The organism is Mycobacterium conspicuum (genome assembly GCF_010730195.1).
Taxonomy (GTDB): Bacteria; Actinomycetota; Actinomycetes; order Mycobacteriales; family Mycobacteriaceae; genus Mycobacterium; species Mycobacterium conspicuum.
This window is the reverse complement of sequence record NZ_AP022613.1, coordinates 4,930,215-4,955,977: the sequence shown is the minus strand read 5'-3', so window position 1 is coordinate 4,955,977 and position 25,763 is coordinate 4,930,215. Positions and strand designations below refer to the sequence as shown.

The 25,763-nt window shown below is 64.6% G+C and carries 25 protein-coding genes; 16 read left to right on the top strand and 9 right to left on the bottom strand.

From position 1 onward, the window contains the following. Positions 1 to 38: 38 nt before the first annotated feature. From G6N66_RS22615 to G6N66_RS22595, 5 genes are read left to right on the top strand one after another with little or no spacing between them, the layout of a single operon-like run. The gene (locus G6N66_RS22615; RefSeq protein WP_169721530.1) at positions 39 to 1,526 is read left to right on the top strand and encodes an aldehyde dehydrogenase family protein; all 1,488 of its coding nucleotides are present in this window, start codon (positions 39 to 41) and stop codon (positions 1,524 to 1,526) included. After that, positions 1,526 to 2,446: an SDR family NAD(P)-dependent oxidoreductase gene (locus G6N66_RS22610; RefSeq protein ID WP_085234968.1), complete on the top strand. Its 921-nt coding sequence runs from the start codon at positions 1,526 to 1,528 to the stop codon at positions 2,444 to 2,446. Before G6N66_RS22615 ends, G6N66_RS22610 begins: the two co-directional genes overlap by 1 nt. A 9-nt stretch (positions 2,447 to 2,455) precedes the next feature. Continuing rightward, the gene (locus G6N66_RS22605; RefSeq protein ID WP_085234969.1) at positions 2,456 to 3,211 is read left to right on the top strand and encodes an SDR family NAD(P)-dependent oxidoreductase; all 756 of its coding nucleotides are present in this window, start codon (positions 2,456 to 2,458) and stop codon (positions 3,209 to 3,211) included. Further along, positions 3,189 to 4,364, top strand: a complete 1,176-nt coding sequence (locus tag G6N66_RS22600; RefSeq protein ID WP_232079391.1) for an acyl-CoA dehydrogenase family protein — start codon at positions 3,189 to 3,191, stop codon at positions 4,362 to 4,364. The genes G6N66_RS22605 and G6N66_RS22600 overlap by 23 nt, the downstream gene beginning before the upstream one ends. Positions 4,365 to 4,413: 49 nt before the next feature. After that, complete coding sequence (locus G6N66_RS22595; RefSeq protein WP_085234970.1) at positions 4,414 to 5,058, top strand: nitroreductase family protein; 645 nt, start codon at positions 4,414 to 4,416, stop codon at positions 5,056 to 5,058. On the opposite strand, the gene G6N66_RS22590 is transcribed toward G6N66_RS22595, so the two are convergent. Genes G6N66_RS22590 through G6N66_RS22580 form a run of 3 tightly spaced genes read right to left on the bottom strand, consistent with a single transcriptional unit; the run spans position 5,047 to position 7,621 of the window. Then, positions 5,047 to 6,033: an NAD-dependent epimerase/dehydratase family protein gene (locus G6N66_RS22590; protein WP_085234971.1), complete on the bottom strand. Its 987-nt coding sequence runs from the start codon at positions 6,031 to 6,033 to the stop codon at positions 5,047 to 5,049. The genes G6N66_RS22595 and G6N66_RS22590 overlap by 12 nt on opposite strands. Beyond that, complete coding sequence (locus tag G6N66_RS22585; RefSeq protein ID WP_085234972.1) at positions 6,030 to 7,130, bottom strand: NAD-dependent epimerase/dehydratase family protein; 1,101 nt, start codon at positions 7,128 to 7,130, stop codon at positions 6,030 to 6,032. Before G6N66_RS22585 ends, G6N66_RS22590 begins: the two co-directional genes overlap by 4 nt. Further along, positions 7,127 to 7,621, bottom strand: coding sequence for a nuclear transport factor 2 family protein (locus G6N66_RS22580; RefSeq protein WP_085234973.1), 495 nt, complete (start codon positions 7,619 to 7,621; stop codon positions 7,127 to 7,129). The genes G6N66_RS22585 and G6N66_RS22580 overlap by 4 nt, the downstream gene beginning before the upstream one ends. Positions 7,622 to 7,741: 120 nt before the next feature. On the opposite strand from G6N66_RS22580, the gene G6N66_RS22575 reads away from it, so the two are divergent. Then, positions 7,742 to 8,740: an acyl-CoA dehydrogenase family protein gene (locus tag G6N66_RS22575; RefSeq protein WP_085234974.1), complete on the top strand. Its 999-nt coding sequence runs from the start codon at positions 7,742 to 7,744 to the stop codon at positions 8,738 to 8,740. After that, complete coding sequence (locus G6N66_RS22570) at positions 8,724 to 9,899, top strand: acyl-CoA dehydrogenase family protein (RefSeq protein ID WP_085234975.1); 1,176 nt, start codon at positions 8,724 to 8,726, stop codon at positions 9,897 to 9,899. The genes G6N66_RS22575 and G6N66_RS22570 overlap by 17 nt, the downstream gene beginning before the upstream one ends. An 18-nt stretch (positions 9,900 to 9,917) precedes the next feature. On the opposite strand, the gene G6N66_RS22565 is transcribed toward G6N66_RS22570, so the two are convergent. The 6 genes from G6N66_RS22565 to G6N66_RS22540 all read right to left on the bottom strand — a co-directional run bounded on the left by G6N66_RS22565 (position 9,918) and on the right by G6N66_RS22540 (position 14,310). After that, positions 9,918 to 10,490, bottom strand: coding sequence for a hypothetical protein (locus G6N66_RS22565; RefSeq protein ID WP_085234976.1), 573 nt, complete (start codon positions 10,488 to 10,490; stop codon positions 9,918 to 9,920). Then, a complete protein-coding gene (locus G6N66_RS22560) occupies positions 10,487 to 11,359 on the bottom strand; it encodes a hypothetical protein (protein ID WP_085234977.1) in 873 nt (290 codons plus the stop codon). Before G6N66_RS22560 ends, G6N66_RS22565 begins: the two co-directional genes overlap by 4 nt. A gap of 55 nt (positions 11,360 to 11,414) precedes the next feature. After that, on the bottom strand, positions 11,415 to 11,810 hold the full coding sequence (locus tag G6N66_RS22555; RefSeq protein ID WP_085234978.1) for a hypothetical protein: 396 nt from the start codon (positions 11,808 to 11,810) through the stop codon (positions 11,415 to 11,417). A gap of 142 nt (positions 11,811 to 11,952) precedes the next feature. Next, positions 11,953 to 13,326 (bottom strand): cytochrome P450, encoded by a 1,374-nt coding sequence (locus G6N66_RS22550; RefSeq protein WP_085234979.1) that lies wholly within the window; start codon positions 13,324 to 13,326, stop codon positions 11,953 to 11,955. 14 nt (positions 13,327 to 13,340) lie between these two features. Further along, positions 13,341 to 13,541 (bottom strand): ferredoxin, encoded by a 201-nt coding sequence (locus G6N66_RS22545; protein WP_085234980.1) that lies wholly within the window; start codon positions 13,539 to 13,541, stop codon positions 13,341 to 13,343. 58 nt (positions 13,542 to 13,599) lie between these two features. Then, the gene (locus G6N66_RS22540) at positions 13,600 to 14,310 is read right to left on the bottom strand and encodes an SDR family NAD(P)-dependent oxidoreductase (protein ID WP_085234981.1); all 711 of its coding nucleotides are present in this window, start codon (positions 14,308 to 14,310) and stop codon (positions 13,600 to 13,602) included. 343 nt (positions 14,311 to 14,653) lie between these two features. Between G6N66_RS22540 and G6N66_RS22535 the strand changes: the two genes are divergently transcribed. From G6N66_RS22535 to G6N66_RS22495, 9 genes are all read left to right on the top strand, one after another. Next, positions 14,654 to 15,859, top strand: a complete 1,206-nt coding sequence (locus G6N66_RS22535; RefSeq protein WP_085234982.1) for a CaiB/BaiF CoA transferase family protein — start codon at positions 14,654 to 14,656, stop codon at positions 15,857 to 15,859. Positions 15,860 to 16,307: 448 nt separating this feature from the next. After that, entirely contained in the window at positions 16,308 to 17,051 is a 744-nt protein-coding gene (locus tag G6N66_RS22530; protein ID WP_276013983.1) for an MlaE family ABC transporter permease, read from the top strand. A 9-nt stretch (positions 17,052 to 17,060) separates the two neighbouring features. Continuing rightward, the gene (locus G6N66_RS22525) at positions 17,061 to 17,906 is read left to right on the top strand and encodes an ABC transporter permease (protein ID WP_085234984.1); all 846 of its coding nucleotides are present in this window, start codon (positions 17,061 to 17,063) and stop codon (positions 17,904 to 17,906) included. 19 nt (positions 17,907 to 17,925) lie between these two features. Continuing rightward, a complete protein-coding gene (locus G6N66_RS22520) occupies positions 17,926 to 19,188 on the top strand; it encodes an MCE family protein (protein WP_085234985.1) in 1,263 nt (420 codons plus the stop codon). Next, on the top strand, positions 19,185 to 20,207 hold the full coding sequence (locus G6N66_RS22515) for an MCE family protein (RefSeq protein WP_085234986.1): 1,023 nt from the start codon (positions 19,185 to 19,187) through the stop codon (positions 20,205 to 20,207). Before G6N66_RS22520 ends, G6N66_RS22515 begins: the two co-directional genes overlap by 4 nt. Further along, positions 20,207 to 21,325, top strand: a complete 1,119-nt coding sequence (locus G6N66_RS22510) for an MCE family protein (RefSeq protein ID WP_085235027.1) — start codon at positions 20,207 to 20,209, stop codon at positions 21,323 to 21,325. Before G6N66_RS22515 ends, G6N66_RS22510 begins: the two co-directional genes overlap by 1 nt. After that, entirely contained in the window at positions 21,322 to 22,740 is a 1,419-nt protein-coding gene (locus tag G6N66_RS22505; RefSeq protein WP_085234987.1) for an MCE family protein, read from the top strand. Before G6N66_RS22510 ends, G6N66_RS22505 begins: the two co-directional genes overlap by 4 nt. Then, a complete protein-coding gene (locus G6N66_RS22500; RefSeq protein WP_085234988.1) occupies positions 22,737 to 24,008 on the top strand; it encodes an MCE family protein in 1,272 nt (423 codons plus the stop codon). Before G6N66_RS22505 ends, G6N66_RS22500 begins: the two co-directional genes overlap by 4 nt. Further along, positions 24,009 to 25,748, top strand: coding sequence for an MCE family protein (locus G6N66_RS22495; protein ID WP_085234989.1), 1,740 nt, complete (start codon positions 24,009 to 24,011; stop codon positions 25,746 to 25,748). Positions 25,749 to 25,763: the final 15 nt, after the last annotated feature.

The window sequence follows — 25,763 nt, the reverse complement described above, 5'->3', positions numbered from 1 at the left end:
CGAATTCAGGTCAATTCGTGATGAGAGGCGCAAAAGTTATGTCAACAACGGCTTACGGCTCGGGGGAACCCAAGGCCGGGCTCAACGCCGACCGTCGCCTGCTCATCGATGGGCGCCTAGTCGACACCGACCGGAAGCTCGAGTCGATCAACCCCGCCACCGCTCAAATGCTCGGCTACGCACCTGACGCAGACTTGCCTGAGGCACACGCGGCCATCGCGGCGGCCCGCCGCGCATTCGACGCAAACGACTGGGCGCGCGACGTCGGTCTTCGAGTGCACTGCCTGAGCCAGCTGCACCAAGCATTGATCGACCACATCGACGAACTTCGCGAGTTGACCATCGCCGAAGTCGGCGCCACACGAACGCTGACACACGGGCCGCAGCTGGAAGGCCCGATTGAAATCGTGCGCTACTACACGGACCTGCTCAAGAGCTATTCGTTCACCAATAACCTTGGCATTAAAGAGATCAGAGGCGCTCGGCATCACCGCTGGGTAGAAGCGGAGCCGGCTGGGGTCGTCGGCGCGATCATCGCCTACAACTATCCCAACCAACTGGCGTTGGCAAAGCTAGCACCGGCGCTGGCCGCTGGCTGCACCGTAATCCTCAAGGCCGCGCCCGATACCCCATTGATCACCCTTGCCCTCGGAGAAATCATCGCGCAACACACCGACATACCCGCGGGCGTAGTCAATGTGTTGAGTTCGTCGGACGTGGCCGTCGGAGAAGCACTAACAACGCACAGCGATGTTGACCTCATCACCTTCACCGGCTCCGCCGCGGTCGGCAAGGACATCATGGCCGCGGCCAGTAGCACCGTCAAACGCGTTTTCCTCGAACTCGGTGGCAAGTCAGCCGCGATCATGCTCGACGATGCCGATTTCGCTTCCGCTGCCCAGTTCGCGGCTTTCTCCATGGTGACCCACGCAGGACAGGGCTGTGCCCTGACCTCAAGGCTGCTGGTGCCCCGCGAACACCACGACGAGATCGTCGACTTAATCGCGGCAAACTTCGCCCAGGTACGCTACGGCGACCCCTCGGATCCCAAGACCTACATGGGACCGTTGATCAGTGCGCGACAGCGCGAAAAGGTCAACAGAATGGTGCGACGCGCAGTCGACGCTGGCGCCAAACTGGTCACCGGGGGCGAATGCGTTGACCCCGGGTTCTTCTACACGCCAACGTTGTTGACGAACATCGACCCGGACAGCGAGATCGCCCAGCAAGAGGTATTCGGGCCTGTGCTGTCGGTTATCCCCTTCGACGATGATGATGACGCCGTGCGCATCGCCAACAACTCCATTTACGGTCTGGCCGGAGCTGTTTTCAGCGGTGACCACGACCGCGCCGTCGCCGCGGCGCGCCGGATCAGATCCGGATCGTTCTCGATCAACGGCGGCAACTACTTTTCGGCCGATAGCCCGTTCGGCGGATTTAAGCAATCGGGCGTCGGCAGGGAGATGGGTGTGGCCGGGCTTGAGGAATTCTTGGAACACAAGACGTTCGCCACTGTGGTCGGCTAGTGGTGGGGCAGAGATGGTGCGCCGCCGACATTCCCGAACAGTTTGGCCGCGTCGCCGTCATCACCGGAGCTAACGCCGGAATCGGTTACCACACTGCGGCCGTGCTCGCCGAGCGTGGTGCTCGGGTGGTGCTGGCGGTTCGTGATGTCGAAAAGGGCAGGCTTGCTGCATCTAGCATCAGAGCGATCTGCCCGCATGCCGTTGTCGGCGTACAACAACTTGACTTAACGTCGTTGGCGTCCGTTCACAGGGCGGCGGATGCGCTGATGTTGGCCCATCCACAGATCGATCTCTTGATCAACAATGCGGGTGTCATGTTCACCCCGGAAGGCCGCACGAAAGACGGGTTCGAACTGCAGCTGGGCACCAATCATCTCGGGCATTTCGCACTGACCGGGCTGCTACTCGAGGGGATGTTGGGGGCTTACGGGTCGCGGGTGGTGACGGTCAGCAGCTCGGGACACCGCATCCGGCCGGTAGTTGACTTCGAGGACCTGCAGATGGATCGTGGCTACGATCCCGTTGCGGCATACGGCAGATCGAAGCTGGCCAACCTGTTGTTCACATACGAGCTGCAACGTCGGCTGGCTGCCAAGGATCACAAGATGATCGCCGTTGCAGCACATCCCGGCGGCTCAAGGACAGGGCTGACGCGGCATTCAAAGGGCCTGATTGGCTTGGGTTTCGCTCTCTTGGCGCCAATGCTGTTCCAAAGTGCCGAGAAAGGTGCGCTCCCTACCTTGCGAGCCGCGACGGATGCCGCGGTGCGCGGAGGCGACTACTACGGTCCCAGCGGGATCGGCGAATTGCGTGGTCACCCCAGACTTGTGCAGTCGTCTGCCCAGTCGCACGATGAGCTACTGCAGAGGCAGTTGTGGTCGGCCTCAGAAGAACTGACCGGCATCACCTATCCGATATGAGAGGCGCACGTGAGCACTGGGTTTGAGGGGCGCGTCAGTCTGATCACCGGCGCCGGCTCGGGCATCGGCAAGGGGATGGCCATCGCGTTCGCGACGGCCGGTGCGCGCGTCGTCGCCGCCGATATCAATCCTGCCAGTGCAGAGCAGACCGCAATTGAAATCGGCAAGGCAGCAAGCCCATTGGGCGTGGACATCTCTGATGCGTCTTCGGTTAACGCGCTCGTGCAGCATGTAGTGGGCACATTCGGCCGGATCGACGTGCTATGCAACAACGCCGGGGTGCTAGACACGATGGCGCTACCTGCGGACACAACGATCGACGAGTGGGAACGTGTTCTACGGATCAACTTGACGGGGACGTTCTTGGTGACCCGCGCGGTGCTGCCCCACATGCTCCAAAACGGCGCGGGCGCAATCGTCAATACCGCCTCGGAGGCCGGAATCCGCGGCGGAGCGGCCGGTGCCCCCTACACCGCATCCAAACACGGCGTCGTCGGCCTAACACGCAGCGTCGCATGGGCTCACGCGAACGACGGCATCCGGTGCAATGCGATCGTGCCGGGGCCGGTGTTCAGCGGTGCGGCCGGCAGCGTGGAAGGCTTTGATGAGACGGGCGTGGAGCGGCTCAAGCCGATCATCACCCTTAACCAACACGTGGCGCTGCCCGAGCAGATCGCCGGGGTGGCTTTATTCTTGGCTTCTGACGCCGCCTCGTTTATTAACGGCGCGATCGTGCCGGTGGATGCTGGATGGTCGGCGGGCTGAAACGATGACGCTGAGCGATGAAGAGACCATGCTGGTTAACACGGTGCGCGCCTTCGTCGACCGCGAAGTGAAACCCACGGTGCGCGAAGTCGAGCACGCCAACGAATACCCTGAAGCGTGGATCGAACAAATGAAGCGCATCGGGATCTACGGCCTGGCCATTCCCGAGGAGTACGGGGGCGTGCCCGTCTCGACTCCGTGCTACGTGGAGGTGACTCAAGAGCTGGCACGCGGCTGGATGAGTCTGGCCGGCGCCATGGGCGGGCACACCGTCGTCGCGAAGCTGGTGGCCTTATTCGGCACCGAAGAGCAAAAAGGTAGATACCTGCCGGTGATGGCCACCGGCCAGATGCGCGCAGCCATGGCGCTGACGGAACCGGGTGGAGGGTCGGATCTGCAGAACATGAAGACAACCGCGATCCGCGATGGTGAAGAACTCGTGATCAACGGGTCGAAGACGTGGATCAGTAATGCTCGCCGTTCAGGGCTGATCGCGCTGTTGTGCAAGACCGATCCCAACGCGACTCCGCGCCACAAGGGAGTTTCGATCGTGCTCGTGGAACAGGGCCGGGGGCTGACGGTTTCACGCGATTTGCCCAAGCTGGGGTACAAGGGCGTCGAGTCCTGCGAGCTGACATTCGACGATTGCCGGGTGCCGGCGTCCGCGATCCTCGGCGGATCGCCCGGCAACGGATTCGCGCAGATGATGAAAGGACTCGAAACCGGCCGCATTCAGGTGGCGTCGCGGGCGCTCGGTGTGGCGACCGCCGCGCTCGACGACGCGCTGCGTTACGCGCAGGCGCGAGAGAGCTTCGGTCAGCCGATCTGGAAGCACCAATCCGTTGGCAACTACTTGGCGGACATGGCGACGAAGCTAACTGCCGCACGTTCCCTGACCCGCTATGCCGCCGAGCGCTATGACAGCGGAGAGCGCGCCGACATGGAGGCCGGAATGGCCAAGCTCTTCGCTTCCGAGGTTGCAATGGAAATTGCCTTGAACGCGGTTCGCATCCACGGCGGCTATGGCTACTCCACCGAATACGACGTCGAGCGGTACTTCCGTGACGCGCCACTGATGATCGTCGGCGAAGGCACAAATGAAATCCAGCGCAATGTCATCGTCGCGCAGCTGGTCGCCAGAGGAGGAATCTGATGCGACCCGCGCCGCGTGGACTGATCACACTGGACGCTAGGTTTAAGCCATGACGAAGGTCAGCGGCGACATCTGGGAAGTGATGTCGACCTCCCGCACGATCCGGCGCTTCACCGACGAGCCGGTCGACGACACCACGCTGGCGCGCTGCCTGGAGGCGGCCAGATGGGCGCCGTCGGGCGCCAACGCGCAGGGTTGGCGATTTGTCGTGCTGCGCTCGCCCGAGCAGCGCGCGGTTGTGGCCAAGGCGGCGGCGCATGCGTTGGAGGTGATCGAGCCGGTCTATGGGATGAGCAGGCCGGCCGACGACGACAACAGCCGCCGTGCCCGCACCTACCGCGCGACCTATGACTTGCATGACCGGGCGGGTGAGTTCACGTCGGTGCTGTTCGCGCAGAAGCATTTCCCGGCGGCGTCCGAGCTTCTGCTGGGCGGCTCGATCTTCCCGGCCATGCAGAATTTTCTGTTGGCCGCCCGCGCCCAGGGGCTGGGCGCGTGTGCGACCAGCTGGGCATCCTACGGCGGTGAGCAATTGCTGCGGGACGCGATCGGTGTGCCCGAAGACTGGATGATCGCCGGCCACGTCGTGGTCGGGTGGCCCAAGGGTAAGCACGGGCCTGTGCGTCGCCGCCCGCTGGCCGAGGCGGTCAACCTCGACTACTGGGACGAGCCGGCGGGCGAGCTAATCGGCTGAGTGCGCCGCGAAGAACCGCGCCGCTTTGCGGATGGATTCTTCGACCGGCTCTGGTTTCCAACCCAGTTCGCGCTCGGCCTTGCTGTGGTCCAGGGGCGACATCAGCTCGGCCATGCGGGCCCCGACATAGGCGAACGGAAGGTCGCGCCGCAACAACCGCGCGGCGAGATCGTTGAGGCGCGCACCGCCACGCATCACGGACATCGGCACCGGGATACGCGGTGGGCGACGGCCGACGGCACGGGCCGCGATGTCGTGGACTTCGCGGGTGCTCATGTAGCGGTCGGAGATGATGTAGCGATGCCCGTCGCGGCCGCGCTCGGCGGCGAGAAGCATTGCGCGAGCGGCATCTTCGATGCCGACCACCTCGGAGGAGAAGCCCATGTAGAACGGGAAGCGCCCGGCGGCCACGCGGGCGATGACCGAGCCGTGCGGGGTCGGCGCCCAGTCGCGCGGGCCGTAGGTGGTCGAGATGCACAGCGCGACGGCCGGAAGCCCCTTGTCGCGGGCGTACTGCAGGACCAGGTCTTCGCCGGCCTTGCGCGCCTGGATGTAGGCGCCGCCGTCGCTCCAGTTGTGCGGGTCGTCCTCGGTGACGAGGCGGGATTGGCTGATCGCCAATGTTCCTGTGGTGCTGGTGTATACGAACTTGCGCAGATTGGCGGCCACCGCCGCGTCGAGCACGTGGCGCAGCCCCTCGACGTTGGTGCGGAACAAGGGGGCGGGATCGCGCAGCCACATCCGGGCGTCGACCACGCAGTGGTACACGACGTCGCAGCCGGCCATCGCCACCCGCAGCGCCTCGTCGTCGAACACGTCGCCGTAACAGCGTTCGACGTCGAGGTCGTCGATGCCCTTGGTGGAGCTGGTGCGCCGCAGCATGACTCGCACGTGTTTACCGGCGGCCACGAGTTGGCGGGTGACGTGCGAGCCGAGGAAGCCACTGGCGCCGATAACGAGTTTCGTTGCGGTCATGAGGTGGAGGCGAACATGTCGGGACCGTACTTGTTGGCCATCAGCGTCCACGGGTCGGCGTAGCGCCCGCGGCGTTCGAATCGGCGTTGCAGGGCAAGCAGCGCCCGCATGGTCGGTCGCAGCACCGGGCCGAGCGTCTTAAGCAGCAGACGCTGGCGGCCCATGGCCTCCGCGACCCACGCGACGGTGTCGGGCCAGTCGTGTTCCTGATAGTCAAGCAGCGCTTGGGATTCGGTGGTATCGAACCAGCCGGTGAACGCCCAACCGCGGTCGTCGTCGGGATCGCCCGGCAGGCCGGCCGACGGCCCGAGCCGACCGATGCCAATCGCGGCCATGATGTCGTCCTGGATGTCGCTCATGAGGTGGACGTACGTTTCGTTGCCCCCGATCGCGAGCACCTTTCCGTTCACCGTGTCGCGGCGGTCCACGGCGTTGGCGAAGGCCAGAGCGACGTCGCGGGCGTCGACGGAGTGCATGCGGTTGTCTGTTGGGGTGGCGCGCATCAGCAGCAGATAGTCGCCGTCGACTTTGGTCTGGGTGTCGGGAGAAATGACGCCGCCCAGCCGCAAAATCGTATATGGCAGGCCACTTTTGGCGATAGCGGCCTCGGCCATGACCTTGTCCTCGCCGTACTGGTCGATCGGGTTCACCGGGGTGTCGCCGGTGATGCGTTCGGGTTGCCGATACGGGTTGCGCGACCCGTACACCGCCGCGCTGGATGCGAACACGAACAGCGGCGGATCGCTCAGGTCCCGCGCCGCCGCCACCAGGTGCCGAGTGCCGTCCACGTTGACCCTGCGCGCCAGCCGCGGATTGCGATACGAGGGCGGCGAAACGATCGCCGCCAGATGCACGATCGCCTGCGGGCGATGGCGCTGCACCACCGCGGCGACCGCGTCGGCGTCGGTGAGGTCGGTGTACTCCGGGATCAACATGCCGGCATGCGACTGCGCGGCCAAGCTCGCGGCGGTCGCCGCCGAACGGTCGCTGCGGACGTCCATCGCGATCACGGTGCGCCCCCGGCCCAGCAGGATCTCGGTGCACCGCGTACCGACCTGGCCGAAAGCCCCTGTGGCGAGGACGATCTGGCTGCTCATGCGCCGAACCTACGCGCGGCCGCCGCGCCGATGTTGCGCAGGCGGGGCGAGATGCGCACGGAGAACAGCGGATTGAAAATGTCCTCACGCAGGCGGGTCAGCGTGGACGTCTTGATCAACCACCGGCCGTCCACCTTTTCGTATGTTTCGTGATAGTGCCCGCGCCCGTCGAGGTTGAGGCCGGGCCCCAGTCGCACCACGTCGTGGAGCGCCCACACCCCGGTGGCCGTCGTCTCCGACGTCAACGTGATCTCGGGGGCGTGCACCTGGTGCACGGTCGGTTGCTTCTCCAGGGTGCCCCGAACAAAGGCCACGAACTCGTCGGCGCCGGTAATCAGCTTCCCGCCCGAGGGGGAGGTGTCACTGACGAAATCATCGGTGAACAACGCCCGCCAGTCGTCCCATTGTTTGGTGTCCAGAAACCGGCAGTATCGCGCCTTGAGCTGCTTGATCGCTTCGATCTCCAACAAAGTCGTCGCGGCGTCCGCCATCACGGCCCCTTCCGGGTGCCCCAATCTTGGCTGGCACCTCATAACCGATTTACGAGATTACTACTTCCGCAACAGAGAATGTTATTCTCGCCTGGGTGACGAGGACAGGAGGCGGGTCGGATGCTGTTGGAGTTCGATGCTGATCAGCGGCTGTGGCAAAAGACCGCACGAGACGTCGTCGCCAAGGAATGTCCGGCCTCGCTGGTGCGCAGCGTGGCCGAGGACGGCACAGATCCCGGCCCGCTTTGGAAGGTCTATGTGGACCTGGGTTGGACCGAGCTGAACGACCCGGCCGGCGCCGTGGAGTTGGCGATCGTGCTCGAAGAACTGGGCCGCGCCACCGACCCCACCCCCTTCCTGGCGACCATGAGCCAGTTCGCGCCCCTAGCCGGGGATCGGTTCGAACCGCACGAATCGGGCACCGCCGTCTACACCGGTGTGACGGCCCACCGCGACGCCGAAGGCTGGGTGCTGAACGGCACCGCGCGACACGTCCTGGACGGCGACCGCGCCGACCGGTTGGCGGTGCTGACCGACGCGGGGGTGTTTATCATCGCGGCCGATCAGGTGTCTGCGCGGCGTTCGGAGGTGTTCGATCCGGTGCTGCACGTCGCCGACCTGTCGTTCGACGCGGTCCGGGTGCCCGAGACCACCCGGGTGATCGTCGACCGCGAGCGGGCCCACCACGTCGCACTGACGGGCATGGCGATCCATATGGTCGGCGCCTGCCAGCGCATCCTCGACCTGGTGCTCGAGCACGTGAAAAGCCGTCAGCAGTTCGGCGTTCCGATTGGTTCCTTCCAGGCGGTGCAGCACAAGGCCGCCGACATGCACGTCGCGATCGAAAGGGCCCGCGCGCTGGCGTATTTCGCCGCGCTGACGATCGCCGCCGACGATCCGCGTCGCCGGCTGGCGGCCGCGATGGCCAAGGCGTCGGCCGGCGAGTGCCAGGCGCTGGTGTTCCGGCACGGCTTACAGCTACACGGAGCGATGGGATTCACGTGGGAGAACGATCTGCAGTTCGCGCTGAAGCGGGCCAAGGCCGGTGAGCTCATGCTCGGCGGCGCCGCCGAGCACCGGGCGCAGATCGCGGAGGAGTACCGTGCAGCTGACTTTTGATCCCGACGTCGAGGCGTTCCGGGCGGAGTTTTCGGCGTTCCTCGACGAAAACCTGCCTCCCGCAAGCGAAACCCTGGAGCGGCCCCGCTCGGTCTCGCACATGCCGGCCTGGGCGCGCCGGTGGCAGCGGCTGCTCTTCGACAACGGCTGGCTGCTGCCGAGTCAACCGCCGGAATACGGTGGCCGCAACGCGACCGTCCTGCAGCAGTTCGTCTACCTCGAGGAGCTGTCCCGCCGGCGGATCTACCACAGCTTTAACCCGCAGGGCGTGAATATCATTGCGGCATCGCTGTTGTCGTTCGGCAGCGAGGAGCAGAAGAAGCGCTGGGCCGTGCCGGTCCTGCGGGCCGAGATCACCGCATCGCTGGGGATGAGCGAACCCAGCGCCGGCTCCGACCTGGCGTCGTTGCGCACCCGCGCCGTGCTAGACGGCGATCACTTCGTGGTCAACGGCCAGAAGGTGTGGACCTCGGGAGCCCACGACGCCGACGTCCTGCTGACCTTCGTGCGCACCGATCCCGACGCGCCAAAACACAAGGGCATCAGCGTGTTACTGATCCCGACGAACACCCCGGGAGTCGTGCGCCGCCCGTTCCCGTCCATCTGCGGCGCCGACGACCTGGACTTCAACGAGGTGTTCTTCACCGATGTCGAGGTGCCGGCCGAGAACCTGGTCGGTGAGCTCAACCAGGGCTGGCAGGTGGCCAACGGATCGCTCGGCCACGAACGCACCATGATGTGGCTGGGATTCGCGGATCGACTCGAAAACGAACTCGCCGACTTCCATCCGCGCACCGAGGTCGAGCGCGACCAGTACGCCACCACGATCATGGACAAGCAGGCGCTGCGCCTGCTGGGCTCGGTGGCCCTGGCCCGCGCGGCGCGCGGCGAGGACGACGTGGCCGCGATCTCGGTGCTCAAGCTGCTCGGGTCCGAGGCCGAATTGCGTGGCATGGAACAGGCTTTGACGTCCGCCGGATCCGACGGGCTCATCCACCCCGGCCAGACCGGGCCATATGCGCACATGAACCTGGACCACTACTTCGCCAGCTGGTTCGAGCGCTATGCCCGCAGCTTCTCCGGCACCATCGCCGGCGGAACCTCCGAAATCCAGCGCAACATCATCGCTCAGCGCGTGCTGGGCCTGCCGCGCGGGTAGCGTCTGCTCGCGGGCTTTCTAGACCGGGTCGAACTTGGTGATCAGCCAGGCGCCGTTGACTTTGCTCAAGCTCACCTTCACGCTGCTGGAAGCCATCGAGGGGTCGGGGTTGTCCTTGCTCGTGGTGCTCTGGTCGACCAGCACCAGCACCATGGCCGAATTCGGTTGCAATTCCATCACCGCGGCCCCCAACACCCGGGCGTTGGTCTTCAGTGACTTCTGTTTGGCTGCCGGAGCCACGATCTGTTCGGTGAACTGGTTGTAGTACGACAAGAAGTCGCCGGACAGATGGGACTTTGCGGCGGCGAAGTCCTTGTCGAGTGTGTCGGGCGAGTAGGACAGCAACGCGACCGTTCCGTCGGACGCAGAATTGACGACCGTGTTCGCGACGCTGGCGTCGGTCTGCTTGTCGGGCCGGTACTGCTTGAAGTACAGCCACGTCGCCGCGCCACCGGAAATCACCAGCAGCGCAAGCAGAATCACCGAAACGACCTTTACCTTGCGCCGCGCGCGCGGCTTGCTATCGGCAATCCGTACGGTTTCTTCGGGAGAGTCGTCGGTCGCGTCGACGCCGTCGTCGTCCTCGGTCATGGAACGAACTCCACTTTCGACATCTTGTATTGCCCACCGTCTTCGGTGACGGTCACCTTGAGCCGCCAATTGCGTGGCTCGTCTTTGGCGCCGGCGGCGTTGGTGATCCGCGACGTCGCCGCGACGAGGACCAACGCGGAATTCCCGTCGATCGATTGCACGGCCGCCGCATTCACGGTGCCCTGGGTGACCACTTTGGACTGCTCAACGACGGTCGTGAAATCCTTTGCGCGCTGCTGGAAGTCGTCCCGGAATTGCCCGGTCGAGCTGTCGATGACCCGCTGGACGTCCTCCTTGGCCTTGTTGAAGTCCAGGGAGGTCATGTTGACGACACCTTGTCTGGCCCCTGCTAAAAAGCTCGCGACGCGCTGGTTGTGCTCGGTGATTTCATGGCGCTGCCACACCATGTATCCGCTGGCCCCGACGAAGGCACAAATGAGGAGGATGACGGCGGCTTTCCACGTCACGGACAGCGACGGCAAACGTCGCCAGGACCGGCGCGGCTTGGCTTCCGCTTCGGCATCTTCCGGAGCTTCGGCGGAGACGTCCTCTTTTTCCTGCTCGTCGTCCTCGGTCTCCGCTTCGTCGGCGTCGGTGTCCTCGACGGTGGCCTCGGCGGTATCGGAAGCCTCTTCCTCTTCCGCTTCCTCGGTCTCCGCTTCGTCGGTGTCGGTGTCGGTTGCGGCCTCAGCCTCTTTGTCGGCCTGGGCGAGCGCCTCACGGCGGAGCCGGGCAGCACGGGCGCGGGCACGCGCCGCGGCGGCCAGCGCTTCGGCTTCGGCGGCTTCCGCTTCGGCTTCGGCGATCAATGCAAGTGTGTCGGCTTTCGTCGTGGCCGCATCTTCGGGCGGTTTCTTCGCCTCAGCCATCGCGCTTATCCCCCGTCGCCCTCATGAGCGACTGACTTCGAAACGTTTCACGCGGCTACCATCGCACGAGCGAGAACTGGTAAGTGTCGCTGCCCCCGGGTGCGCCACCGCAGCCGGTGTCGTACGTCGAGACCACCTGACCGGTCAGCGTCACCGCATCAAACGAGTACACATCGTGCGAGGGGAAGAACTGGACCACGCAGCGCACACCAAAGGGGTCATCAATGGACCAGTTGTAGCGGCCGTTGGCCAGGTGAGCGTTCGCCTTCCATGGCGCCGCTTGCCCGTTGGGCTGCGGGATTGCGTTCACGTTCAGGCATTCCGGAGCGTTTAGACCGCACGGGTTAAGCGACAAGATCCAGAAGTGGCCGGTTTCGCGGGTGGTATCCATCCGGTAGTTACCAACGATCGAGTCCGCGTGGGCGGTCGGCGTAACGGTCAGCGCGGCCATGGCAAGCGCAATGCTCACTGCGAAAGTCTTCACGGAGCGTCTCCCATCTCTGCACACGCGATTGCCCCAAATATAGGGCTCAATCACGCTGAACAGGCCTACTCGGAAAAATGGCGCCAGTCAACGCCTATCTAGAGGCGACCTAGTCGATGACCGCGGCTTCCGTACGCTCGGTGACCGGCAGGGCCAGCTGCTGCTCGTCGCAGATCCGTTGCAACTTGTCCAGCGTCTCGTCGAGTCCCGCGCCGATCCGTGGCCCGGGGGTGAAGGTCGCCGGAAGCTTCCGCATGCCCTGGATGACGCCGATGCACTCGTAGTGGACGGCGCCGTCAGGGTCGCAGTGGTAATCGGGCATCCGGTCCAGGACCGCGGTCAGCATGGACTTGAACACGGTGCGCGCGACGTTCGACCCCTTGCACCGGTGCAGTCCGAGGCCAAAGCTGAAGTGCCGGTTGCCTTTACGGTCGAGTATGACGTTGTTCGGGTCGGCAAACAGCGCCGGGTCGCGGTTGGCCATGGCCCAGGAGATCCACAGCCGCTCGCCCTCTTTGAAGTGATTGCCGTCGAGCTCGACGTCTTCGGAGAAGGTCCTGCCATCACCGGCGGCCGGGGTGAAATACCGCAGAAACTCTTCGGTCGCCGGGTCGAGCAGGGTGTCGCGGTTCTGGGACAGCCGCTCGCGCTCGTCGGGGTGCTCCGAGAGCCATTCCAGTGTGTGGGCAGTCAGCGCCGTGGTGGTGTCGAAGCCGCCACCAATGACCAACCCAAGATTGCCCAGTATCTCCAGATCCGGTGCCGGCTCGCCGTCGATGCGCATCTGAAGCAGGCCGTTCAGGATGCCGGGACGCGGATTCTCGCGGACCTCGAGCATGTTGTTGACCATGTCCAGCCCCATCTCGCGGTGCATCGCGGTGACGCGCTCGATGTCCGGCGAGTGCTCGGGGGTGTAGACCGCCGCGTGCACCGGCTCGCTATAGAGGTTCCACTTCTTGATGGGAATGCCCAGCATCGCCAGCGTCAGCACGGCTGGCACGACATTGGCCAGGTCGTCGACGAAGTCGATGCTCCCGCCTTCGATCTTCTCGTCGAGGCAGGCGCGCGTCACGTCATCGATGAACGGCTCCCAGCGCTTGACCGCCGCGGGCGACATGTAGGGGTTGAGCACGTTGCGGTAGATGCGGTGTTCGGGCTCGTCCATCTCGAGGATGCCCCCGCGCACCACGTTGACGCGCTTCGCGGTGGGAATCGAGATGCCCTTGTAGCCGCGGCGCTCGTTGTTGATGTCGTGGTCGTTGGAGACGGCGGGGCAGCGGGCGAGCTCGAAGACCTCGTTGCTGCCGGCCGCGACCCAGTGCCCACCGTAGGTCTCCGTCCACGCCATCGGACACTTGGCGTGCATCTCCTCGGTGATCTGCTCGAACTGCGACCGGTACTCCGCGGCGTTCCGGTCGAAGTGGTAGGTGGGCTTCCTGCGGTCGCCGTCGCTCACTTGATCAACGCTGTCGTCGACGCTCAACGTGCTGTCTCCCTTTACGTTTCGTCCGTGATCATGATCGCCTGCTCCGGACAGGACTGCGCGGCCTCGCGAACCAGCTCCTCTTGGTCGGGCGGCACCACCTCGTTGACGGCCGACGAACTGCCGTCAATGTCGCTGAGCTGGAAAGAATCCGGTGCAATCATCGCGCACAGGGTGTGGCCCTGGCAGCGTTCCGGATCAACTCGGACCTTCATAATGTCTCCTCCTGGGGACTGCGGTGTGGCTGGCGTGTAGTCCCGACGACGACGTCGCTCAGGTATTCCGCCCGCCGTTGACGCCCAATATCTGGCCGGTGATGTAGCCGGCCTCCTCCGACACCAGGAAGGCGCATGCCGCGGCGATGTCCTCGGGCTTGCCGATCCGGCGCACCGGTGTGCGGGCGATCGTCTCGTCGATGTCACCCAGATAGCCGCGTTGCTCGGCGTTGCGCAGCATCGGGGTGTCGATGAACCCCGGCGGTACGGCGTTGACGGTGATGCCGCTGGGCCCGTACTCGAGGGCCAGGGATTTGGTCAGTCCGTTGACCGCGGACTTGGCCGCGACATAGTGCGACATGTAGGGCGCACCGGAATGTGTGCTCGACGACGAGATGTTGACGATCCGTCCCCATCCGGCCTCGACCATGTCGGGCAGCACCGCCTGGATCGTGTGGAAGACCCCGTGCAGGTTGACGTCGACCACGCGCTGCCAGTCCTCGAACGTGATGTTGGAGAAGCGCTTGAACCCGTCCAGTCCGGCGGCGTTCACCAGGACCGTCACCGGGCCCAGTCGGGAGCGGATAGCCGAGAGCGCCGCATCCACCTGCGAGCGGTCGGTGACGTCGGCGGTGAAGGAGAGGTCGGCGTCGGGCCCGTCCGCGGGCCGCAGGTCGATGGTGGCAACGTCCAGACCGTCGGCGCGCAGTCGGTGTGCGACGGCTAGGCCGATGCCCGAGGCGCCGCCAGTTACTACTGCGGTCTTCATGCGGTCTTCATCTCGGGGCCCCTGCGGCAAATGTGGCCGTCTCAGTCACAAAGAATCTCCCTTGCAATTATGAGAACCCTACTCTCACGGCGAAGTTGCTTGCAACACAGCCACAAAACCCCGGTCAGCCTGCGCCGAACACGTCAACCAAACCGAGTCTGAGCAGTTGCACAGCTGGTCACCGGGCTGCTGGCATCCTGAGAGTTTCTTGAATTCTCGAGACCCGAATGTAAGATTCGCCGGGTACGAGAATGAAATTTTCGTGACCTGCACCACCTCGGCGCGCGGGTCGTGATCGCCGCCACAGCAAGGGAGTTTGGATGCCATCGCAGGACGGTGAGGCGTGAGGCCGTTGGAAGGCATCCGTGTTCTCGAAGTTGCCATGTACGGGTTCGTCCCGTCGGCGGGCGCCGTGCTCGCCGAATGGGGCGCCGACGTGGTCAAGGTCGAGCACGCGGTGACCGGGGATCCGCAGCGCGGACTGCGCCAGACCGGCCTGCTGCGGGTGGAGGGCGACCCCAATCCCAACATCGAGCACGCCAACCGCGGCAAGCGGAGCATCGGGTTGGACATGTCGGTTCCCGAGGGTCGCGAGGTGCTGTACGAGCTCGCGCGCCGAGCCGACGTGTTCCTCACCAGTTTCCTGCCCGACGCGCGCAAGAAGTTCGGCATCGACGTCGACGACATCCGAGCGGTGAACCCGAACGTCATTTATGCGCGCGGAAGCGCGCTCGGCCCTCGTGGCGCCGAGTCCGACAAGGGCGGTTATGACATGACCGCGTTCTGGTGCCGGGCGGGCACGGCGGCCACCATTACTCCGCCGTCGATGCCGGGCATGATCGGCCCGCCCGGGCCGGCGTACGGCGACACCATTTCCGGCACCAACCTCGCCGGCGGCATTGCGGCGGCATTGCTCAAGCGTGAGCGCACCGGCGAGCCGTCCGTGGTCGATGTGTCGCTGCTGGGCAGCGGCCTGTGGTCGATGGGGCACACGGTGGCCCTGACCGTGCATCTGGGTCAACGCATGGAAGCCTTCCCGCCGGGCGTGCACGGCTCACCGGTCAACCCGTTGGTTGGTCTCTACGCGACTTCCGACGACCGCTACATCTCGTTTGTGATGATGCAGCCCACCAAGTTCTGGGCGGATGTGTGCCGCCACGTCGACCTGCCGGAATTGGCCGATGACCCGCGCTTCGCAACCGTCGAGAGCATCGCCGCCAATACGTCAGATGCCGTGGAGCTGTTGACCAAGGCCATCGCGACCCGGACGCTGGCCGAGTGGAGCGAACGCTTTGCCACGCTGGCCGGCCCGTGGGCGCCGGTGCAGGACACGTTGCAGGCGGCCGACGACGCCCAAATCCGGGCCAACGAATATGTAGTGCGGGCAGGCGAACTCGAACTCGTCGCCAATCCGGTGCAGTTCGACGTGACTGCCCCGCACACCGGCCCCGCACCCGGATTCGCCGAGCAGACCGACGACATCCTGCTGGAACTCGGGCTCGACTGGGACCGCATCATCGAGCTCAAGACGGCCGGCGCCGTCACCTAGAATCGGAGCAGCCAGTAATGTCTCAGCACACCAACAGATGTGAGGCGCCCTGCTTGCGCGCGGCGGTGACGGGCTGTCGTATAACGGTTCTGCGTTTTTTGCTTCACCTGGACTCGGCATGAGTCATAATCGCCGGACGCTTCAAGACGTGGAGCCCTTCGTTTTGCGGCGTCAACTCACGCGAATGATCGGAGGACCGGCGTGAGGATCCGAAGCGCTGCCGCTGCTGCGGCGGACGTCGAATTTCGGTCGTCCGCTGGGCATTTCGTGGCCGGTAGCATCCACTCGGAATCGTCGGTTCAGCCGAACATACCTCAGCCGGTGCGGCACAACAAGACTGTCGGTCTCGTAGCCTGGGAGGGGGTTGGCGCCCGTGGCAACTAGGAGCGCAGACAGCTGGTCAACGGGATTGCCGCGGCTGAAACTGAAGTGGGACATCTCGGGGCCCATGCAGGCAGTCGGAGCCCTGTTCGCCATGTCGGCCGACGCGGTCAAGTTCCTGTTCCGCCGGCCGTTCCAGTGGCGAGAGTTCTTAGAGCAGTCTTGGTTTGTCGCGCGAGTGTCGCTCGCGCCCACCTTGTTGGTAGCAATCCCGTTTACCGTCCTCGTCAGCTTCACGCTCAACATCCTCTTGCGCGAACTGGGCGCGGCGGACCTGTCCGGTGCGGGTGCCGCGTTCGGCGCCGTCACCCAGCTCGGGCCGCTGGTCACCGTTTTGATCGTGGCGGGTGCGGGTGCCACGGCGATGTGCGCGGACCTCGGGTCGCGGACAATTCGCGAAGAAATCGACGCGATGGAGGTGCTGGGCATCAACCCGGTGCAGCGGTTGGTCACACCGCGGATGCTGGCTTCCGGGTTGGTGGCGTTCCTGCTGAACAGCCTCGTCGTCATCATCGGCATCCTTGGCGGCTATGTCTTTTCGGTATTTGTGCAAGACGTCAATCCCGGCGCATTCGCCGCGGGCATCACCTTGCTCACCGGCGTGCCGGAGGTGGTCATTTCGTGCGTCAAGGCGGCGCTTTTCGGCCTCATCGCCGGCTTGGTCGCCTGCTACCGGGGCCTGTCGATCACCGGCGGCGGCGCTAAGGCTGTCGGCAACGCCGTGAACGAAACCGTGGTGTATGCGTTCATGTCCCTGTTCGTCGTCAACGTGGTCGTCACCGCGGTCGGCATCAAGATGACGGCGAAGTAGGGGCTGCCAATGACGCTGAGGGCCGCATATCCACGATTGGTCCGCCAATTTGAGAGGCCGGTCGCCTCGTTGGGCCGGATCGGCGACCATAGCCTGTTTTACGGCAAAGCTCTCGCCGGGGTGCCCTTCGCAGCTACCCACTACACGCGCGAAGTCGTTCGGCTGATCGCCGAGATCAGCATGGGCGCGGGCACTTTGGCGATGATCGGCGGAACCGTGGTGATCGTCGGCTTTTTGACGCTGGCCGCGGGTGGCGTGCTTGCCATTCAGGGTTACACCTCGCTGGGCAACATCGGCATCGAGGCGCTGACGGGCTTTCTGGCCGCGTTCATCAACGTGCGCATCGCCGCACCGGTGGTCGCCGGGATCGGGCTGGCGGCCACCTTCGGCGCCGGGGTCACCGCTCAGCTGGGCGCCATGCGGATCAACGAGGAAATCGACGCGCTGGAAAGCATGGCCATTCGGCCGGTTTCCTATCTGGTAAGCACCCGGATCCTGGCGGGAATGATGGCCATCACGCCGTTGTACAGCGTCGCCGTCATCCTGTCGTTTGTCGCCAGCGAATTCACCACAACGTTCTTGCTCGGGCAGTCGCAGGGTTTGTACCAGCACTACTTCAACACGTTCCTGAACCCGATCGACCTGTTGTGGTCTTTCCTACAGGCCATCCTGATGGCGTTGACCATCCTGCTGATCCATACCTACTACGGCTATTTCGCTTCCGGGGGGCCGGCGGGCGTCGGCAACGCGACGGGTAACGCGGTGCGCACCTCGCTCATCGTGGTGGTCTCGGTAACGCTGTTGGTCTCGCTGTCTATCTACGGTACGAACGGCAACTTCAACCTGTCCGGTTAGCAGAGGAGGTGAAACTGCAATGACGCAGAGTGTCCCAGCGGGTCGCGCCGTGGTCGGCGGCCAACGCGCGCACACGAGCGGCGATCGCCCGCCGGCCGGACGGAACTACCTCCCGCCCCTGTTCGGCTTGATCACCATTCTCGTCATCGGCTTGATTTTCGCCTTGGCGGTCGGTCTGTTTCAGGGCTCGTTCACCCAAACCGTGCCGGTGACCGTCGTCGTGCAGCGAGCCGGCTTGGTGATGAACCCGGAGGCCAAGGTCAAGTTGCGCGGCGTGCAGGTGGGCAAGGTCGCCTCGATCGACTCACTGCCCGACGGCAAGGCCGCCATCCACCTAGCGATGGACCCGTCACAGTTGCGCTTCATTCCCAGCAACGTGCTCGTCGATATCACATCACCGACCGTGTTCGGCGCGAAGTCCGTCCAACTGGTGGAACCTGACCAGCCTTCGGCGCAGCGGCTCCACAGCGGCCAGACACTGCAGGGTCAGCACGTGATGGTCGAAATCAACACGGTTTTCCAGCAACTGGTTTCGGTTCTGGGACACATCGATCCGCCGAAGCTCAACGAGTCACTGGGTGCGCTGGCGCAAGCGTTCAGCGGGCGCGGCCCACAGCTTGGCCAGTCGCTGAACGATTTGGATTCGTTCTTGTCCAGACTGGAACCAAGCCTGCCCGCATTCAGGCATGACCTTTCGGTCTTACCGGTGGTGTCCACCGCGTACGCGGACGCGGCACCACACCTGTTAAGGACCGCGGACAACGCGATCCGGATCAGCAAGACGCTCGTCGATGAGCAGCACAACCTGGATGCCTTGCTAGTCAGCGCGATTGGCTTGGCCGACATCGGCAACGACGTGTTGTCGGCGAACAGCGACCTACTGACAAATGTGATGCATCTGCTGGTGCCCACCACCGATCTGACCAACGAGTACGGCCCGGCGCTCACCTGCAGTCTCGGCGGGCTCATCAAGAGAAATCACGGTGCGCCGTTGTCGGAACCGAGCATCAACATCTCGGCGAGTCTCACGTTGGGCGCCGAACGGTACCGGTATCCGACGAATCTGCCCAAGGTCGCGGCGACCGGCGGCCCGCGGTGTGTGGGTCTGCCGGAGTTGCCGTTCAACACGAACCCGCCGCAACTGGTGGCAGACATCGGCGCCGACCCGGCGGGCTACGGGAACCAACAGACGCTGCTCAACTCTGATCTGCTCAAGCAGCTGTTGTACGGGCCGATCGCCGGCCCACCACGCAACCCCGCTCAGATCGGACAACCGGGATGAGAACGCGCGCCACGCTGATCAAGTTCGCGATCTTTGCGGTCGTGATGGCGGTGCTGACCGCCTCCCTGTTCTTCATCTTCGGCCAGTACCGCACGGGCGCCACGACCGGATACTCGGCGGTGTTCACCGACGTCTCGCGCCTCAAGGAGGGGCAGTCGGTGCGGGTCGCCGGGATCCGGGTGGGCACGGTGAACAGCGTCTCGCTGCAGCCGGACAAGAAAGTCGTGGTGAAGTTCGACGCCGATCGCAACGTCGTCCTCACCGAGGGCACCAGGGCGGCGGTCCGCTACCTCAACCTGGTGGGCGATCGCTACCTCGAACTCGTCGATGGTCCCGGCTCGCCCCAGCGGCTGCCGGCCGGCGGTCAGATTCCGGTCAGCCGCACCGCGCCGGCGCTCGACCTCGATCTGTTGCTCGGCGGGTTGAAACCCGTTACCCAGGGCTTGAATGCGCACGATGTCAACGCACTGACCGCGGGATTGTTGGAGGTCTTCCAGGGTCAAGGTGGGACCATCGAGTCTCTGTTCAGCAAGACGACCTCATTTTCAAATGCCTTGGCCGACAACGATCAAACCGTGCAGCAACTGATCGACAACTTCAACGCCGTAATCGGCACGGTTTCCAAGGACGGCACCCAGTTCTCCGCCGCGATCGATCGCCTCGAGAAGCTTGTCAGTGGGCTGTCGGACGACCGCAACACCGTCGGGTCCGCCATCGACGCCCTCGACAAGGGCACCGCCTCGCTGGCGGATCTGCTGTCCAGCGCACGGCCGCCGCTGTCGGGCACCATCGCTCAGTTGAACCGGCTGGCGCCGTCACTCGATGGCGACAGGGACAGCCTCGACACCGCACTCATGAAGGCGCCCAACAACTACCGCAAGCTGGTCCGACTCGGGGTGGCGGGCGCCACCATCCCGTACTACCTGTGCCAGTTGGAGATCCGGGGCACGGATCTTCAGGGCAGGACGGTGCATTCCAATATCTTTAGGTCTGACGCTGGAAGGTGCACGGAACCCTGATGCTTAAGTATCGCGGAGCTGCGCTCGTCAAGGCGGGACTCATCGGTGTCGTCCTGGCGATAATGGTCATCCTGGTCGGCCTGTCGCCCGACCGGTTTATCACCTGGGCGACGATGGTCAGGTACCAGGCCCTGTTCTCGGAGGCCGGAGGCCTCGCGACGGGCAACCCGGTGATTGTGTCGGGGATGAAGGTCGGCACCGTGTCGGATGTGAAGTTGCGCCACGGCGACGCCCTGGTGACATTCGCGATGAAGGGCAACATTCTCCTCGGGTCGGAGACCACCGCGCACATCCGCACCGGCTCCCTGCTGGGCGAGCGGATGCTGACGTTGGAGTCCGCCGGCACCGGCACGATGCATCCGATGGCTCTCATCCCCGTCTCGCGCACGTCCTCCCCTTACTCGCTGACGGAAGCCGTCAGCGACTTCGCCTCGGACACCGCCGGAACCAACACCGCGGCCCTGAACCAGTCGCTGGACACGCTGGCGGCGACGCTGAACCAGATCGCACCGCAAATGGGGCCGGCCTTCGACGCACTCACCCGGCTATCGCGCACCCTCAACAGCCGCAACAAGAACCTGAGCGACCTCTTCAAGAACACCGGCGACATCACCGGTGTTCTTTCCGAGCGCAGCCAGCAGGTCAACAAGCTCATCCTCAACGCTGACTCGCTGCTCCAAGTCCTGGCGGCGCGGCGGCAAGAGATCGTGGAGCTGTTGGCCAACACGTCGGTGGTGGCCAAGCAGCTGACGGCATTGGTGCACGACAACGAGGCCACATTGGCGCCGACCCTGGAGCGGCTCAACAGGGTGACCGCGGTGCTGGAAAAGAACCGCGACAACATCAGCAAGGCGCTGCCGGGCCTGGCCAAGTTCGAGATCACCGTCGGCGAGGGCATCTCCAGCATGTACGCCTACTCGGCGTTCGTGCCAAACTTCCTTGCCCCGCAGCTGTTCCAACCGTTCTTCGACTACCTCTGGGGCTTCCGCACCTTCGACACGGCCCGCGGTCCCGGCTTCCCGTCGCCGACACCTCGAGCCCTGGTTCCGTGGCCGTACAACGCCATTCCGCAGTGCCCGGGCTGCACGTTGGGCGGCCGAGTCGGAGGCTCGCAATGATCGCCCGCATCCCGCGCAGCCGGCTGACGGCCCTTGCGGCGGTTGCCCTGGTGGTGCTGATCCTTGCCGGCGCTGCCTTTGTCGTCCGTAATACGATCTTTGGCCCGAAGACGATTACCGCCTACTTCACCACCGCCACCGCGATCTACCCGAATGACGAGGTGCGGGTGTCGGGCGTCAAAGTCGGCAGCATCGAATCCATTCAGCCGGTGGGCACGCAGGCCAAGATGACCCTCAAGATCGACCACGGCGTGTCCATCCCGGCGGACGCGAAGGCGATTATCGTCACCCCGAACTTGGTGGCGTCCCGCTATGTCCAGCTTTCACCGGCTTATCGCGATAGTGGGCCGGTCATGCGCGACGGCGCGGTCATACCCGTCGAACGTACCGCAGTGCCGGTGGAATGGGACGAGGTCAAAACCCAGTTGATGCGGCTGGCAACGGATTTGGGCCCCAAGAGCGGGGTATCGGGAACATCCGTCAGCCATTTCATCGATAGTGCAGCCGACGCCCTCGATGGCAACGGTGAAAAGCTGCGGAAAACACTCAATCAGCTGTCCGGGGTGGGCCGGATCCTCGCCAACGGCAGCGGCAACATCGTCGACATCATCAAAAACCTGGCAACCTTCGTCGACGCGCTGCGCGACAGCAGCGTTCAAATCGTGCAGTTCAACGACCGCCTGGCGACGCTCACCAGCGTGGTCAACGACAGCAAATCCGACTTGGATGCGGCGCTGACCGATCTGTCGACTGCGGTCGGCGAGGTGTCGCGATTCATCGCCGGCACTCGCAACCAGGTCAGCGAGCAGGTTGCAAGGTTGGCCGATGTCACGCAGATCTTGGTCGATAAGCACATGGCCCTGGAAAACATCCTGCACGGCGCGCCGAACGCGCTGGGCAACTTCTTCAACGACTACAACGCCGACACCGGAAGCATCGTGGGCGGCTTCGGGCTGATGAACTTCGCGAACCCCACTTGGGGCGGCCAGCTGTTGTTCTCGTTACCCGGCTGCACGCAGATCGGCGGGATCGAAAACATCACCGCGGTCGAATCCGGCAAGCTGTGCTCGCTGTTCCTCGGTCCGGGATTGCGAACCACCAACTTCAATAACTCGCCGCTTCCCATCAACTTCATCCTGCAGAAGGCGATCGACCCGTCCAAGATCCTCTACACCGAACCGCGCTTGGCGCCTGGAGGCGAGGGGCCCAAACCCGGACCGCCCGAGATCCCGCCCGCGGTGTCTGCCTACACCGGCCTGCCCGGTGACCCGGTGGGACCCCCGGGCGCTGTGCCGCCCGAACGGATCCCGGGCGCGGCGATGCCGCTGCCGCCCCCGCCGAGCACACCGATGCCGCCACCTCCGGCGCCGGACGTGTCGGGCATGCTGCTGCCGGCCGAAGGGGCACAACCATGATCGCGCGGCGAGCGGCTCGGCGGGTGTTCGTGATCGGCTGTTGTGTGGTGTTGGCGGTGTCGGGGTGCGCCTTCCACGGGCTGAATTCGCTGCCGTTGCCCGGTGCGGTGGGGCGTGGGCCGGGGGCGAACATCTATCACGTCGAGCTGCCCAATGTTGGGACGATGGAGTCGAATTCGCCGGTGATGATCGACGACGTCGTGGTGGGCAGTGTCGGGACGATGCGGGTGGCTGGCTGGCACGCCGATGTCGAGATTTCGGTCAAGCGCGATGTGGTGGTGCCGGCCAACGTGGTGGCCACCGTGGGTCAGACCAGCCTGCTGGGCTCGATGCATGTCGAGCTCAATACGCCGCCGGGTCAGCAGGGCAGCGGGCGGCTGGCACCGGGGTCGACCATCCCGTTGAGCCGCTCGTCGGCGTACCCGTCGACCGAGCAGACGCTGTCGTCGTTGGGTGCGGTGATCAATGGTGGCGGGCTCGGGCAGATCGGGGAGGTCATTCACAATTTCTCCGCGGCGCTGTCGGGAAACGCGGGCGCGTTTCGTGATCTGATCACTCGCCTGGACACGTTCGTGGGGACGCTGGATGACCAAAAGGACAGCATCGTCGCCTCGATTCAGGCGCTGAACCGGCTCTCGGCGACGTTCGCCGATCAGCGCAACGTGCTCACCGAGGCGCTGCACAAGATCCCGCCGGCGCTCGAGGTGCTGATCAAGGAACGCCCGCGCCTGACGTCGGCGCTGGATCACCTTCGCGTGTTTTCCAACACCGCAACGAGATTGGTCAACAACACACAGGCCGACCTGGTCAAGAATCTGCAAAACCTGGAACCGACCATCAAGGCGCTGGCCGACGTCGGACCGGAGTTGGGCATGGCGGTCGCGGGATTGTCCGTGTTCCCGTTCAATCAGAACTTCATCGACCGAGCGATCCGGGGCGACTACTTCAACCTGCACGTCGACTTGGACCTGACGATTCCGCGGCTCAAGCGAGGCCTATTGCTGGGCACGCACTGGGGACAGCTGGACATGCCGATCCCGCCAATTCCCGGCGACCCGTACCGGATGAACTACACCCTCGATCCGCTGCACAACCCCATCCGGCCGCCCTGGGTCGACCCCAATGCCCTGCCGCTGCCGCCGCTGCCCGGTCCGCCGCCTGCCGAGGTTCGGCGGCCAGGCCCGCCGCCCGGCGCTGTCTCGACACCGGACGCGGGTCTTGGTCAAGCGCCGCCGGCGCCAACGACATCGACGGGAGGCGGCGGGTAAATGCTGACGCGCTTCGTTCGGATCCAGTTGGCGATCTTCACGATCGTCGGGACCCTCGGCGTGATCGCGATGGTCCTCTTCTATATCCAAGCGCCGACCCTGCTGGGCATCGGCCGGATGACGGTGACACTGGAGCTGCCAGCGACCGGCGGCCTCTACCGGTTTTCCAACGTGACCTACCGCGGGGTTCAGCTCGGCAAGGTCACCGCGGTGGGCTTAACCCCGACCGGCGCGAAAGCCACGCTGTCACTTGCCACTTCACCCAAGGTGCCCGCCAACCTGACGGCGAAGGTGCTCAGCGTGTCCGCGGTGGGCGAACAGTACGTGGACCTGCAGCCCAAAACCGATTCGCCGCCCTACCTGCACGACGGCTCAGTCATCGCGGCGCGCGACACCACGATTCCGCAGCCGGTCGGGCCGATGCTCGATCAGGTCAGCGCCTTGGTTGACAGCATCCCGAAGAACAAGCTCGGCCAATTGCTCGACGAGACCTTCGAGGGCTTCAACGGCACCGGATACGACCTAGGGTCGTTGATTGATTCCTCCAAGGTAATCTCTCGCGACGCCAACGGCGTTGTCGATCGCACCCGAGCCCTCACCGAACAGAGTGGGCCGCTGCTGGATACGCAAGCAAGCACCACCGATTCGATCAGGACATGGGCACGTAGCTTCGCCGGGATTTCAGATGTGCTGGTGGACAACGATTCCCACTTCCGCACCATCCTGCAGAACGGCCCCGAGGCGGCGAACCAAGCGTCCCGGCTCTTCGAACAAATCAAGCCGACGCTGCCGGTGCTGCTCGCCAACCTGACCACCATCGGCCAGATCGGCGTCACCTATCACGCGTCGATCGAGCAGCTATTGGTGTTGCTGCCGATGTCGGTTGCTGTCGAGCAGGCTGCTCAGGGAGAAAACCATCCCGACGGAAAGGCCATCGGCGACTTCGCCCTCACCATCGATGACCCGCCTATTTGCACGGTCGGGTTCATGCCACCCAACACCTGGCGATCCCCGGACGACCTCAGCGACATCGACACACCGGACGGGCTGTATTGCAAACTCCCGCAGGATTCGCCGATCGCGGTTCGCGGTGCCCGCAACTACCCCTGCATGGGTCACCCGGGTAAGCGCGCGCCCACCGTCGAAATCTGCAACAGCGACCAGCCGTTCATGCCGCTGGCGATGCGCCAGCACACCCTCGGTCCGTATCCGCTGGACCCGAACCTGCTCGCCCAGGGTGTCCCGCCGGATGACCGGGTCAACGTCAACGGCCGAATCTTCGCCCCGATCGAGGGAACGCCGCTGCCGCCGGGCGAAGTGCCACGGGGCACACCCGCGGGGCCGCGGGGGGCAAATCCGCCACCGAGCGCGCTGGGCGCGGCGGTACCACCGGTGCCGTCGTCGGGACCGAATCTTGCGCCGATGTCGCCGATGTCGGCTGACCTTGCGTCCATCGCGCCGCTCGACGTCCCCTCACCGGGGCAGCTCCCGGCGCCACCGCCACCCCCGCCGGCGCCACCGGCCGCTCCCGCACCGCCAGATCAGGTAGACGGCGCACAGCCCCATGCCGCGCCAAGTTCGTTCGGAGCCAACACATCTAAGCCCGCGCCGTCGATCGTGGTGGCTAAGTACGATCCGCACACCGGTCGTTATGTCGGTCCGGACGGGAAGCTGTACCAGCAGTCGGATCTGGTGACCTCGAAAGCGCCCAAGACGTGGAAGGACATGCTTCCCACCTGAGTTCGCGGAAAGGGA